The sequence below is a fragment of the Azospirillum sp. 11R-A genome, assembly GCF_049472615.1.
Taxonomy (GTDB): Bacteria; Pseudomonadota; Alphaproteobacteria; order Azospirillales; family Azospirillaceae; genus Azospirillum; species Azospirillum palustre.
Window position 1 is genome coordinate 69,525 of the sequence record NZ_JBCEBL010000007.1, and the last position, 13,083, is coordinate 82,607.

Genomic DNA, 13,083 nt, shown 5'->3' on the forward strand with positions numbered 1-13,083 from the left:
CCGCCATGCATGAACTCAACATGCTGATGAACGGCGTCGCGACGCTGGCCGCCAACCCGATGGCGCTGCTGCTGTCCCTGGTGGGCGTGGCGCTCGGCATCGTCATCGGCGCCCTTCCCGGCCTGACCGCGACGATGGGCGTCGCCATCCTGCTGCCCTTCACCTTCGGCATGGACCCGGTGTCCGGCCTGCTGATGATCTCCGGCGTCTTCTTCGGCGGTGTCTATGGCGGGTCGGTAACCGCCATCCTGCTGAAGATCCCCGGCACCCCGGCCGCCGCCGCCACCGCGATGGACGGTTTCGAGCTGACCAAGAAGGGCATGGCCGGCGTTGCGCTCGGCACCGCCACCCTGTCGTCCTTCCTCGGCGGCATGGCCAGCATCCTCGTGCTGATCTTCCTGGCGCCGGTTCTCGCCGGCTTCGCCCTGGAGTTCAGCGCGTCGGAAAGCTTCGCGCTCGCCGTCTTCGGGCTGAGCATCATCGCCAGCATCTCCGGCAAGTCGGTGGTCAAGGGGCTGATCGCCGGCTTCCTCGGCCTGCTGATCGCCACCGTCGGGATGGACCCGATGGGCGGCTTCCCGCGCTTCACCGGCGGCTACACCGAGCTGTTCAACGTTCCCTTCATCCCGGTGATGATCGGGCTGTTCGCCGCCGCCGAAGCCTTCAAGTCGATGGAGGACCCGAAGGTCCGCCTCGGCATGGCGGCGGCGCTCGGCCGCATCGTCCCGCCCTGGGCGACCTACAAGTCGCTGCTCGGCGTCGTGTCGCGCTCCTCGATCCTCGGCATCGTCATCGGCATCATTCCCGGCGCCGGCTCCGACATCGCCGCCTACGTCGCCTACAACGAGGCGCGGCGCTTCAGCAAGACGCCGGAGAATTACGGCAAGGGCGAGCTGGGCGGCGTGGCCGCCTGCGAGGCCGGCGCCAACGGCTGCACCGGCGGCGCGCTGCTGACCATGCTGACGCTGGGCATCCCCGGCGACGCGGTGACCGCCGTGATGCTGGGCGCCCTGACGCTCCAGGGACTGCAACCGGGTCCGCTGCTGTTCAAGGAACACGGCGATCTGGTCTTCACCCTCTTCGCCGGCATGATCTTCTGCTATGTCGGCATGCTGGTGCTGGGGCTGGGCTCGCTGCGCTTCATGGGCCGCATCCTGCAAATGCCGAAGTCGGTGCTGACGCCGGTCATCCTGGCGCTCTGCGTGGTCGGCACCTACGCCATCAACAACAGTCTGTTCGACATCGGCATCATGCTGGCCGCCGGCGTCGCCGGCTACTTCATGCAGAAGTGGGACTTCCCGGCCTCGCCGGTGGTGCTGGCGCTGATCATGGGACCGATGGCCGAGGCCAACTTCCGCCGCGCGCTGTCGCTCTCGGGCGGCAGCTACGACTTCCTCTACAGCCGGCCGATCACCGCGGTTCTGCTGACCGTCGCCATCCTGACGATGCTGCTGCCGCTGGTGAAGCGCTGGCGGGCCGAACGGGCGGGCGTATCGAGCGGACCGGTGGAAGCAACCAAATGACCGCCGTCACCACCATCGGCCTCGACGCCGTCATCGAACCGGACCTGCGCAACGGCAATGGCGAGAATCCCGTCTGGGACGCCGACCGCCGCAGCTGGACCTGGATCGACATCCCCGGCCGCCGCATCCACCGGCTGGATCCGTCCAGCGGCGTGCGGCGCGACTGGACGCTGCCGGAGCCGGTCGGCAGCCTCGTGCTGCGGCCGGACGGCGGTGCGGTCGTCGCCTGCCAGACCGGGATCTTCGATGCGGACCTGCCCGAGGCGGGCGGCGACGCGGTGCTCAGCCGCCTCGCCGACAGCCCCTTCAAGGCGGAGGGCATGCGCTTCAACGACGGGCGCTGCGACCGGCAGGGGCGGCTCTGGGTGTCCGCCATGGTGATGGACATCGCCAAGGGCGACCCGTCCGGCGCGTGGTACCGCTACACCCGCGCCGAGGGGCTGGTGGAGACCGGGCTGACCGGCTTCGTCATCCCCAACGGCTCCGCCTTCAGCCCGGACGGCCGCACGCTCTACGCGTCCGACACCCACCGCGACGTGCGGATGGTCTGGGCCTGGGACTACGATCCGGAGACCGGCACCGCCGGCAACCGGCGCCCCTTCATCGACATGCGGGCGATGGTCGGGCGGCCGGACGGCGCGGCGGTCGACACCGACGGCTGCTATTGGATCTGCTGCCTGGATGAAGGCTGCATCAAGCGCTTCACCCCGCGCGGCGATCTCGACCGCCTGATCGAGGTGCCGATGCGCAAGCCGACCATGTGCGCCTTCGGCGGCGACGGGCTTCGCACGATGCTGGTCACCTCGCTCAGCCGCGGCCCGGCCGATCTGGCCGAGGATCCCCACGGCGGCCGGGTCCTGATGTTCGACCCCGGCGTCCAGGGCCTGCCGGAGCCGCGCCTGACCCGCTGAGGGCACGGCATCGCTCGGAAGCGATCCATTCCTGGCGAACGGCAAAGCCGGCTGTGTCTTACAGCCGGCTTTGTCCGTTGTTGGCGGGGGTGAAGGCGAGACGGGTCAGCCTTACCGCGCCGCCTGCCGGTCCCAGCTGTCGTTCACCGCGGGCGACAGGCGGTGCTTCATGATGCGCTGGCTGGGCGTGCGCTCGAACCCCTCCACCAGGGCGATGTATCGCGGGTTCTGGTAGGGCGCCAGCTGGCGGCCGAGCCAGTCGGACAGGGCCGGGATGTCCACCGTGGCGCCCAGCCGGGGCTTCACGAACAGCTTGATGTCCTGCTCGCCGATGTCCGCCTGCACGCCGATGACGGCGCAGTCCTCGATGGCGGGATGGGTGGCGGCGATGTGCTCGATCTCCCAGGCGGAGACGTTCTCGCCCTTGCAGCGCATGCTGTCGGTCATCCGGCCGTGGAACAGCAGCGTGCCGTCCGGCAGCAGCGAACCGAGGTCGCCAGTGTGCAGCGCGCCGTCGCGGAGCGCCTTCGCCGTCGCCTCCGGATTGCGGAAATAGCCGGCGAAGAGGGCGCCGGGCGTATCGGTGCGCACCACGATCTCGCCGCGCTCGCCGCGGGCGACCGGCTTGCCGGCCTCGTCCAGCAGATCCACGGTGAACCAGGGCATCGGCCGCCCCACCGCGCCGACCGTACCCTCGTCGTTGCAGGTGGTGATGCTCGACGCCTCGGTCATGCCGTAGCATTCGCGGATCTCGACGCCGAACCGCTCCTGGAACGGCGTCCAGGTCTCCTTGGGGCAGCCGCCGCCCCAGGCGATGCGCACGGGATGGTCGCGGTCGCGCGGGTCCGCCGGCTGCTTCAGCAGGATTTGCAGGATGCCGCCGAGATAATGGATGTGGGTGGCGCCATAGTCGCGGACCTGCCCCCAGAAGCGGCTGGCGCTGAAGCGGTCGACCATCGCCAGCGACACCTTGGCGATCAGCGGCAGCACGATCATCTGCGCGCCGCCGATGTGATAGAGCGGTTCCCAGACGAACAGCACGTCGCCGTCGCGGGCCGCCGAGACGCGGGCCACCGCCTCGCCCGCCAGACGCATCATGCGGTGGGTGACCAGCGCGCCCTTCGGCCGGCCGGTGGTCCCCGAAGTGTACATGATGGCGAAGAGGTCGTCCGGTCCGGGGAGCGCTCCCTCGAACACGGCGCCGCCGTCCAGCATCGGCTCCAGCCGCAGAAGCGAAGAGGCGTCCTCGGCGCCGGCCACGATCAGCGGCTTGCCCGACAGGTCGGCGCCGCACTCCGTGATGGTCGTCACGAGGTCGGCGTCGGCCAGCACCGCCGCCGGATCGGAATGTTCCAAAATATAGCGCAGGCCGTCGCCGCGCTGCTGGGCGTTGATCGGGATCCACACCAGCCCGGCCTTGGCGATGCCGAACAGGGTGGACAGCACGGCCGGGCTGTTGCGCAGCATCAGCGCCACGCGGTCGCCGGGGACCAGACCCATCCGCCGCAGCTCCGCCGCCATGCTGTCGGACTGGCGGTCGAGGGTGCCGGCGGTCAGCGGGGCGCCGTTGTAGCGGGCGAACAGACGCTCGCCGTCGGTCCGCGCGGCCTGGGTCAGCAGGCCGGCGAACCCGGTGGAGAAATCGGACATGGTCGGGACTCTCGGCTCGGGAAATCTCGGGATGAACGGACGGTGCGCAATCCGCCGCTCAGCGGCCGGACCGGCGCAGCCGTTCGGCGATCAGCAGAAGCGCCATGACGATGAGGAAGACGACGACCGACACCGCGGCCAGGGTCGGGTTCAGCTGCAGGATCATGTCGTCCCACATCTGCTTGGGCAGCGTGGTCTTGACCCCGCCGCTGACGAAGATCGCCACCGTCAGCTCGTCGAAGGAGGTGATGAAGGCGAACAGGAAGGCGGCGACCAGACCGCCGCGGATCAGCGGAACGGTGACCCGCATCAGCGTCTGCACCCGGTTGGCGCCGAGCGTCGCCGCCGCCTGGTCCAGCCGCCAGTCGTGCCCCTTGACCACCGCGGCGATGGCGACGAAGGCGAAGGGCAGCGCCAGCACCGTATGGCCGATGACGAGGCCGAGGTCGGTGGCGACCAGCCCGATCTGGGCGAACAGATAGAACAGGCCGACCGCGATGACGATGCGCGGGACGATCATCGGCGCCAGGAACAGGGCGAAGATGGCGCCGCGCCAGCGCGAGGTCGAGCGGGCCAGCGCCAGGGCCGCCAGCCCGGCGATCAGGGTCGCCAGGATGGCGGTTGCGAAGGCGACGCCGAAGGAGCGCAGCGTGGCACCCAGCCACAGGTCCGATCCGAAATAGACCTCGAACCATTTCAGGCTGTAGCCCGGCGGCGGGAAATCGAGGAAGGGCGAGCTGGTGAAGGCGATGGGCACCACCACGATGGCCGGCGCCACCAGGAAGACCAGCACCAGGGTCGAATAGACCGCCGGCAGCCGGTCGCGGCCGCGCTCGCCCAGCACGGGCGCGGTGACGCGCGCGGCGGCTGCGGTCAGCGCCGCCAGCGCCGCCAGGATGCCCTGCCCCGCCTTGCGCAGGGAGCCGCCGCCCTTTTTGCGCCGGGATCCCTCGCCGGACAAAGTCGACAGGCCGAAGATGCGGTCATAGACCCAGCAGGTGACCAGCGCCGCCGCCAGCATGAAGGTGGCCAGCGCCCCGGCGAAGGCCCAGTTCAGCATTTCCTGGATCTGGGCGATGATCAGCTGCGCCAGCATGGTCTGCTGCGGCCCGCCCAGCAGTGCCGGAACGATGAAGAAGCCCAGCGAGGAGATGAAGGTCAGCAGCCCCGCCGCAGCGATGCCCGGCAGCGACAGCTGGAAATAGACGAGCCAGAAGGCGTGGCCCGGTGCCGCCCCCAGCGTTTCCGCCGCCTGCACCAGCCGGCGGTCGATGCCGGTCATCACCGGCAGCATGGTCAGCACGGCCAGCGGCAGCATGGCGTGCACCATGCCGATCATCACGCCGAATTCGTTGTGCAGCATCTCCGGCTGCGGCAGGCCGCCGGCCGCCAGGAGGCCGCCGATGACGCCGGTGCGCCCCAGGATCACCATCCAGGCGAAGGTCTTCACCAGATAGCTGGTCCAGAACGGCACCATCACCGCCAGGATCATCACGCCGCGCTTGCGCTCCGGCAGCTGCGCCAGCCAATAGGCCAGCGGATAGCCCAGCAGCAGCGAGAACAGCGCCGTCAGCCCGGCGATGCGGAAGGTGCCCATCAGCACGCGGAAATAGACGCCGGTGTCGACGATGCGGGCGTAATGCTCCCCCGTCCAGGCGCCGGTGTCGGCGTCCTGCACGCTGAGGCCGAGCAGCCGCAGGACCGGATAGAGGAAGAAGACGGCGAGGAAGGCGATGCCGGGCGCCGCCAGCCAGAGCGGTCCGAAGCGCAGGCGCTGCCTCAGACCGCCCTCGTCGGCGCCGTGCAGGAGAACGGCGCTCATGACACCAGCACCCCGGCGTCGCTGCGCCAGCGCACGGCGACGCGGTTGCCCAGCGGCGGCGGCGACATGCCGCGCCGCAGCCGGACGGTGATGATGGACTGGTCGCCCAGCGCCACCAGCACGCGGGTCTCCGAGCCGGCATAGACGGTGTCGACCACCTGGCCCGACACCTCGTTGTCGCCCTCGCCGTCGAGGTCGAGCTGTTCGGGCCGGACGATCAGCGATGCCTCGCCCTGGCCGGCTGCGGCGCCCACCGCGGCGCTGGCGGCGGCGGTGGCGGGCGACAGGCGGAAGCGCCCGCCGCCGGTCACCAGGATCGGCGCCCCGCCCTCGTCGCGCTGGAGCCGGCCGCGGAAGATGTTCGACACGCCGATGAAGTCGGCGGCGAAGGCGGTCTTCGGCCGGGCATAGATGTCGTGCGGGGTGCCGATCTGCTCGATGCGCGCGTGGTTCATCAGGCAGATGCGGTCGGACATGGCCAGGGCTTCCTCCTGGTCATGGGTGACGTAGATGATGGTGGCGCCGGTCTCGCGGTGCAGCCGCTTGATCTCGTACTGCATGTGCTCGCGCAGCTTCTTGTCGAGCGCCCCCAGCGGCTCGTCCATCAGGATGACGGAGGGCTGGTAGACGAAGCAGCGGGCCAGCGCCACCCGCTGCTGCTGGCCGCCCGACAGCTCCTTGGGGAAGCGGTCGCCGAGATGGCCGAGATGGACCATCTCCAGCGCGTCGCGGACCCGGCGGTCGACATCGGCGCCCGCGATCCCGCGCATGCGCAGGGGAAAGCCGATGTTCTCCGCCACCGTCAGGTGGGGGAACAGGGCGTAATGTTGGAAGACCAGCCCGATGTCGCGCTTGTGGACGGGCGTGCGGGTTTCGTCGCGGCCATCGATCAGGATGCGCCCGCCGTTCGGCTCCACCAGCCCGCAGATCATCTGCAACAGCGTGGTCTTGCCCGAACCGGAGGGGCCCAGGAGGGTCAGGAATTCGCCCGCCGGGACCTCCAGCCGGGTGGGCTGGAGGGCGACGACGGACCCGTAGCTCTTGGTGAGGCCATCGACCAGAAGCTTGCAGGCGGGAGGGGCCGTTCCGTGGGAGGGGAGCATGGCGGCGGGTCTCCTGTGATGGTCGTCAGCCGAGGATCCAGGCGTTGAAGCGTTCGCTCATCTTGGAGCGGTTGGCGCCCCACCAATCCTCGCGGGCGATGGTCATGGTCTTGAGATTCTCGGGGAAGGTGGGCAGGGCCTGCGCCCGCTCCTTCGGGATGTCGTCATAGGCCTTGAGGTTGGTCGGGCCGTAGGCCAGCACCTCGGTGAAGATGGCCTGGCGCTGCGGATCGGCGCAGAACTTGATGAACTTGCGCGCGGCGTCGGCGCGCGGGTTGCCGCGCGGGATGCCCCACCCCTCGATGGAATAGAGCCCCTGGTTCCACGAAATCTTGACCGGCGCGCCGCCGTCGATGGCGGCCTGGGCGCGGGCGTTCCACAGGGCGATCATGTCGACCTCGCCGCTCTGGATCAGCTGGGTGGACTGGGCGCCGCCGGTCCACCAGGCGGCGATGTGCGGGCGGATGCGGTCCAGGCTCTTGTAGGCGCGCTCGACGTCGAGCGGGTAGAGCTTGTCCAGCGGCACGCCGTCGGCCAGCAGCGCCTGCTCCAGCGTGTCGATGGGGTTCTTGCGCAGCGACCGGCGGCCGGGGAACTTCTCGACATTCCAGAAATCGGCCCAGCTCTGCGGCGGGTTGGACGCGAACTTGTCGGTGCGGTAGCCGAGGATGGTCGAGTAGACGTCCGTCCCCATCCATTGGCCGGTCAGCGCATCGGGCATCAGGCCCGGCGCGTCGGCGGCGGCGAAATCCAGCGGTTCCAGCAGGTTCTGGCGGGTCAGGATGTCGCGCGCCGACAGCGTCAGCGTGCAGACGTCCCAGCTGTAGGATCTGGTTTCGACGATTGCCTTGAACTGGGCGGTCGGTTCGGCCTCGCGGGCGACATTGACGACCTTGATGCCGGTGGCCTTCTCGAACGGGTCGTAGAACGCCTTGCGGAAGGCCGGGCTGTAGGGGCCGCCCGGATCGGCCACGGTGATCTGCGAGGTCTGCGCCAGCGCCGGGCCGCTCATCCCGGCCGCCAGAACCGGCGGAAGGGCCGCCGCAACGGCGGTGCCCGCGGCTCCCTTCAGCGCGGTGGAGAGCAGGCCGCGGCGGTCGATGGAGAAACCGTCGTTCTTTCCCATTGTCGTAATCCCTGTTCGCTGGCCGGATCTTGGTGGTCGTCCGGTTGATGGAGGAGCTGTCGGGTGGGTGGGACGGCGGCGAACCGTCCCGTTTTTAAAAGACGGGCCGGAAGGACCGGTCAGGCGGCCGTCTTGCGCGCGGCGCGCTTGGCCAGGAATTCCTCCATCATGCGGGCCGGCTCGCCCGACGCGTAGGCTTCCCGCTGGATGCGCACGCCGGCGGCCAGACAGTCGCGGAACCCGGCCTCGGTCATCTCGCGGAAGCGCTGCTTGTCGAGGCGCATGGCGACCGGCGGCTTGGCGGCCAGTTCACCGGCCAACTCCAGCGCCTCGGCCATCACTCGGTCCTGCGGAACGATGCGGTTGATCAGGCCGATGGCGTGGCATTCCTCCGCGTCCATCAGACGGCCGGTCAGCGTCAGATCCATGGTCCGGGCCAGCCCGATCATCTCCTTCATGATCCAGGGGCCGGTGGTGCTGGCGATGCCGGAATTGATCTCCGGCTGGCCCATGCGCACGCCGGGATGGCCGACGCGCAGGTCGCCCAGCAGCGCCACCTGGAAGGCGGAACCGGCGGCGACGCCGTTCAGCGCCACCACCAGCGCCTTCGACAGGCTGCGCATGCGGTTGTAGAGCCGCTCCCACTCCGCCACCCACTCCTCGGCGCGGTCGGCGTCGAAGCTCTTGGTTTCGTTGAGATCCTGGCCCGCACCGAAGGCGCGGTCGCCGGCACCGGTCAGGATGATCGCCCGGATGGACTCGTCTGCCTCCATATGGTCGAAGGCGACGACCAGATCGTCGCGCATCGCCTTGTTCCAGGCATTCAGCACGTTGGGACGGTTCAGCGTGATGATGCCGACCGGGCCGCGGGTCTCGGTGAGGATGAAGTCGGTCACTGATGCGCTCCTGTCGATGCGGGGGGCCGGTCCGGCCCGGCGAGGTGTTGCCGGCCGCTGAAACCCTCCCGCGGGAATGGGGGATCGAAGGGTGATCGCGAAGCGGTGTATTGAAATGCAATACTTTGTATTGATTAGCTTGGCTTGCTTTCGGTACGCTGTCAACGGTATCTCTCACCGCGCACAGTCAGGACCGACCGACATGGCACCGCGCCGATCCGCCTCCCCAGCGCCCAGGACGGGCGTTCCCGCCGGCACGGACATCGATGCCGGCACCGCCGAAAACCCCGGTTCCGAAAGCCGGACCGGCGACCCGCTGATGGTGATGTCGGTGGACAAGGCGTTCCGCGTGCTGCACGCCTTCGATTCCTCGCGGCCGTCCATGAGCCTGACCCAGGTCGCCGCCGCCGTCGGCATGGACAAGAGTGCGGCGCAGCGCTTCACCTACACGCTGGAGAAGCTGGGCTATCTGCGGAAGGATCCGGTCACCAAGCGGTTCGAGCTGACCGTCCGCAGCCTGGACATCGCGCATCACTATCTGCACAGCAATGCGATGCTGCAGCGCGCGATGCCCTATCTGATGCATCTGAGCAAGACGACGGAAGAGACGATCAACCTGACCATGATGGACGGGACGGAGATCGTCTTCGTGTCGCGCTTCATGAGCCGGCATGTGCTGAACACCGACGTCATCGTCGGCACGCGGATGCCGGCCTATTGCACCGCGCCGGGCATCGCCATCCTGTCGCGCCTGCCGGCGGCGGAGGCGGCGGGACTGGTCGACCGGATGGATTTGAAGCCCTATACGCCCACCACCACCTGGAAGCGCGACGAGCTGCTGGCCAAGATCGCGAAGTCGGCGGTCAGCGGCTATGCCACCGCGTTCGAGGAATTCTATCACGGCGACCTGTCGGTCGCGGCGGCCATCACCGGATCGGGCGGCGTGCCGGTGGGTGCGCTGAACATCGCCGTGTCGCGTGCGCGCTTCACGCCGGAGGAGATGGAGGAGCGCTTCGCCCCGCTGGTGGTGGCGGCGGCCGGCTCGGTCTCGCAGCGCTGATCGGTCCCAAAAAGACGAAGCCGGCCCCGGAATGAACCGGGGCCGGCTTGAGCAACGCGCCGAAAGTCTGACGGTACGGGTTACAGGAAGCCGGTCGAGATCCAGGGAATGGCCGCGACCAGCGCCAGTCCGGCCAGCAGCGCCGCCAGATAGCCCATGATCGGGCGCATGCCCTCGTCCGGATTGACGCGTCCGATGGCCGAGGCGACGTAGAAGCCGACACCGAAGGGCGGGGCGAACAGGCCCAGCCCCATGGCGAGGATCACCACCATCGCATACTGCACCTCATGCACGCCCATCTCGCGGGCGATGGGGAACAGCAGCGGGCCGAACAGCACGATGGCCGGGATGCCTTCCAGCACGCTGCCCAGGACGATGAAGGCGACGATGGACACCGCGAGGAAAGTGAAGGAGCCTCCCGGCAGGCTGGCCATGAAATGGGCCAGATCGGTCGAGAAACCGGAGCGCGTCAGGCACCAGGCCATCCCCGTCGCGGTGCCGATGATGAACAGGATCGCTCCCGACAGGGCCGCGGTCTCGACCAGCATGGGGACCACCCGCCGCCAGTCGAAGCGGCGATAGACCAGCAGCCCGACGGCAACGGCATAGACGATGCCGATGGTCGACACCTCGGTCGCGGTGGCGACGCCCTCGATCACCGCGGTGCGGATCACGAAAGGCAGGGCGAGCGCCGGCAGTGCCACCACCAGGCTTTTGCCCAGCTCGCCGCCGGTCGGCCGGCGCACCCCCGACAGGTCTTCGTTGCGGTAGCGGTGCCGCACGACCAGACACAGCATCACCGCCAGCAGCAGGCCGGGCAGCAGGCCGCCGGTGAAGAGCGCGGCGATGGAGACGCCGGTGACCGACCCGATGGTGATCAGGACGATGCTGGGCGGAATGGTCTCGGTCTGTGCGCCGGTCGCGGCCAGCAGCGCCACCAGATCGCCCGGCTTGGCGCCGCGGTTCTTCATCTCCGGGAACAGCACCGGGGCGACCGCCGCCATGTCGGCGGCCTTCGAACCGGAAATGCCGGAGACCAGATACATCGCACCGATCAGCACATAGGACAGGCCGCCCCGCACATGGCCCAGCAGGTTGGCCAGCACCGCCACCATGGCCCGGGCCATGCCGGTCATCTCGATCAGGAGACCGAGGAAGACGAACAGCGGCACCGACAGCAGGATCAGGTGCGACATGCCCTCGTCCATCCGGCCGACGACGACCAGCAGCGGCACCTTCGTGGTCAAGGCGAGATAGCCGAAGCTGGACAGCCCGAAGGCGAAGGCGATGGGCACGCCGGCGAACACGGAGCCGGCCACCACGACCACGAAGAAGACCAGCAGGTTGAGCTTGCCGAGATCGGCCAGCACCGGCTGGAGAACCGTGAACAGTGCGGCGATCGCCGCCACCGCCGCCAGGGCGCCCGCCACCAGCCGGACATCGCCCACCCGTGCCAGCCGGACCAGGGCGGTCGCGATCATCAACCCAAGACCGGTCGGCAGGGCCGCCGCGCGCCACATGTTCGAGATCTGCAAAGCCGGGGTGGTGATCTCCAGCTCCTCCCAGGCGAACTCGCCGGCCGGCAGGATGACCAGCAGCAGGAAGCAGAGTGCCGCCGCCACCGCGAAGACGTCGAGGAACGCCCGCGCGCGGGGCGATGCCCAACTGACGAAGGCGGTCATCCGCATATGTTCGCCGCGGCGGAAGGCGACGACGACCCCCAGCATCGCCAGCCACAGGAACAGGATCGACGCCAGCTCGTCCGACCAGGTGATCGGCGCGTGGAGCACATAGCGGGCGACGATGCCGGTGAAGAGGATCACCACCTCCGCCGCCACCAGAAGCGCCACCGGCAATTCGGACAGCCAGCCCAGGAGCCGGTCGACCTGCGCCAGCCACGGGCTGGCGCTGTCGGATGGGCCGGCGGTGGACTTGTGATCCACCACCGCCGTCATGTCAGGGCCCCCACCGAGCTTTCCAGGGCGTTCCAGGCCTCCTCGCCGTATTTGGCCTTCCATTCGCCGTAGAAGCCGGACTTGCGCAGGACCTCCCGGAAGGGCGCCGGATCGACCTTGTTGAAGGTCAGCCCCTTCTGCGAGAGCGAGTTTTGCAGCGCCTCGTTCAGGCCGGCGATGTCCTGGCGCTGCTGCTGCGCGCCATCATTCAGGTTGCGGCTGACGATCTGGCGCAGATCCTCGGGCAGCCCCCGCCAGGACCGGCCATTGGTGACGATCCAGGAGCCGTCCCAGACATGGTTGGTGATCGAGCAGAATTTCTGCACCTCGTAGAATTTGGCGGTGTCGGCGACCACCAGCGGATTCTCCTGCCCATCGACCACGCCGGTCTGAAGGGCGGCATAGACCTCGCCCAGGTTGATGCTGGTCGGCGATGCGCCCAGCCCCTTGAAAAGCGACACATAGACCGGGCTGACCGGGACGCGGATCTTGAAGGCCGCGAGGTCGGCCGGCCCGGCGATCGGCTTGGTGGCGGTGGTGATCTGGCGGAAGCCGTTGTCCCAGATCCGTTCGAAGGCGTGGAGGCCGGCCTTGTCGAAGCCCTTGCGGATTACGCCGCCGAGCTGGCCGTCCATCGCCTTCCAGACCGCGTCGTAATCCTTGAACGCGAACCCCATGCCGTTGATCGAGGCCACCGGGACCAGGGTGGACAGGATCAGCCCGCCGGTGCTGAAGAACTCGATGCCGCCGGAGCGGACCTGCGCCAGCAGGTCGCTGTCGCCGCCGAGCTGGCTGTTGGGGAAGACGGCGATGTCGACCTTGCCGTTGGTCTCCTTGCGGATGCGCTCGGCGGCCTCGACGGCGCGGACGTGCAGCGGGTGGCTGGCAGGGAAGCCGTGGCCGAACTTCCAGGCGAATTCCGCGGCATGCGCCTTCGAGATGAAGGGGGCGGCCAGGGGGACGGCCAGAGCGCCCGCCGCGGTGGCGGCCAGAAACTGTCTGCGCTTGATCGTCATGATGGGCTTGATCGTCATGGT

The 13,083-nt window shown here is 68.8% G+C and carries 10 protein-coding genes; 3 read left to right on the forward strand and 7 right to left on the reverse strand.

Translation table 11 applies throughout. The annotated features are described in order from the left end of the window. The first annotated feature begins 5 nt into the window (after positions 1 to 5). Complete coding sequence (locus VH569_RS12605; RefSeq protein WP_423315636.1) at positions 6 to 1,523, forward strand: tripartite tricarboxylate transporter permease; 1,518 nt, start codon at positions 6 to 8, stop codon at positions 1,521 to 1,523. Further along, on the forward strand, positions 1,520 to 2,434 hold the full coding sequence (locus tag VH569_RS12610) for an SMP-30/gluconolactonase/LRE family protein (protein ID WP_423315637.1): 915 nt from the start codon (positions 1,520 to 1,522) through the stop codon (positions 2,432 to 2,434). The genes VH569_RS12605 and VH569_RS12610 overlap by 4 nt, the downstream gene beginning before the upstream one ends. Before the next feature lie 111 nt (positions 2,435 to 2,545). On the opposite strand, the gene VH569_RS12615 is transcribed toward VH569_RS12610, so the two are convergent. From VH569_RS12615 to VH569_RS12635, 5 genes are all read right to left on the reverse strand, one after another. Beyond that, positions 2,546 to 4,084, reverse strand: coding sequence for an AMP-binding protein (locus VH569_RS12615; RefSeq protein ID WP_423315638.1), 1,539 nt, complete (start codon positions 4,082 to 4,084; stop codon positions 2,546 to 2,548). Positions 4,085 to 4,142: 58 nt separating this feature from the next. Next, entirely contained in the window at positions 4,143 to 5,906 is a 1,764-nt protein-coding gene (locus VH569_RS12620) for an ABC transporter permease subunit (protein WP_423315639.1), read from the reverse strand. Beyond that, entirely contained in the window at positions 5,903 to 7,009 is a 1,107-nt protein-coding gene (locus VH569_RS12625; RefSeq protein WP_423315640.1) for an ABC transporter ATP-binding protein, read from the reverse strand. The genes VH569_RS12620 and VH569_RS12625 overlap by 4 nt, the downstream gene beginning before the upstream one ends. Positions 7,010 to 7,034: 25 nt before the next feature. Beyond that, positions 7,035 to 8,135, reverse strand: coding sequence for an ABC transporter substrate-binding protein (locus VH569_RS12630; RefSeq protein ID WP_423315641.1), 1,101 nt, complete (start codon positions 8,133 to 8,135; stop codon positions 7,035 to 7,037). A gap of 119 nt (positions 8,136 to 8,254) precedes the next feature. Continuing rightward, positions 8,255 to 9,031 (reverse strand): enoyl-CoA hydratase/isomerase family protein, encoded by a 777-nt coding sequence (locus VH569_RS12635; protein WP_423315642.1) that lies wholly within the window; start codon positions 9,029 to 9,031, stop codon positions 8,255 to 8,257. A 202-nt stretch (positions 9,032 to 9,233) separates the two neighbouring features. Here VH569_RS12635 and VH569_RS12640 point away from each other — a divergent pair, with 202 nt between their 5' ends. Then, on the forward strand, positions 9,234 to 10,091 hold the full coding sequence (locus VH569_RS12640) for an IclR family transcriptional regulator (RefSeq protein ID WP_423315643.1): 858 nt from the start codon (positions 9,234 to 9,236) through the stop codon (positions 10,089 to 10,091). A gap of 80 nt (positions 10,092 to 10,171) precedes the next feature. On the opposite strand, the gene VH569_RS12645 is transcribed toward VH569_RS12640, so the two are convergent. Then, positions 10,172 to 12,046, reverse strand: coding sequence for a TRAP transporter large permease subunit (locus VH569_RS12645; RefSeq protein WP_423315644.1), 1,875 nt, complete (start codon positions 12,044 to 12,046; stop codon positions 10,172 to 10,174). Next, a complete protein-coding gene (locus tag VH569_RS12650) occupies positions 12,043 to 13,080 on the reverse strand; it encodes a TRAP transporter substrate-binding protein (protein ID WP_423315645.1) in 1,038 nt (345 codons plus the stop codon). The genes VH569_RS12645 and VH569_RS12650 overlap by 4 nt, the downstream gene beginning before the upstream one ends. Positions 13,081 to 13,083 lie beyond the last annotated feature (3 nt).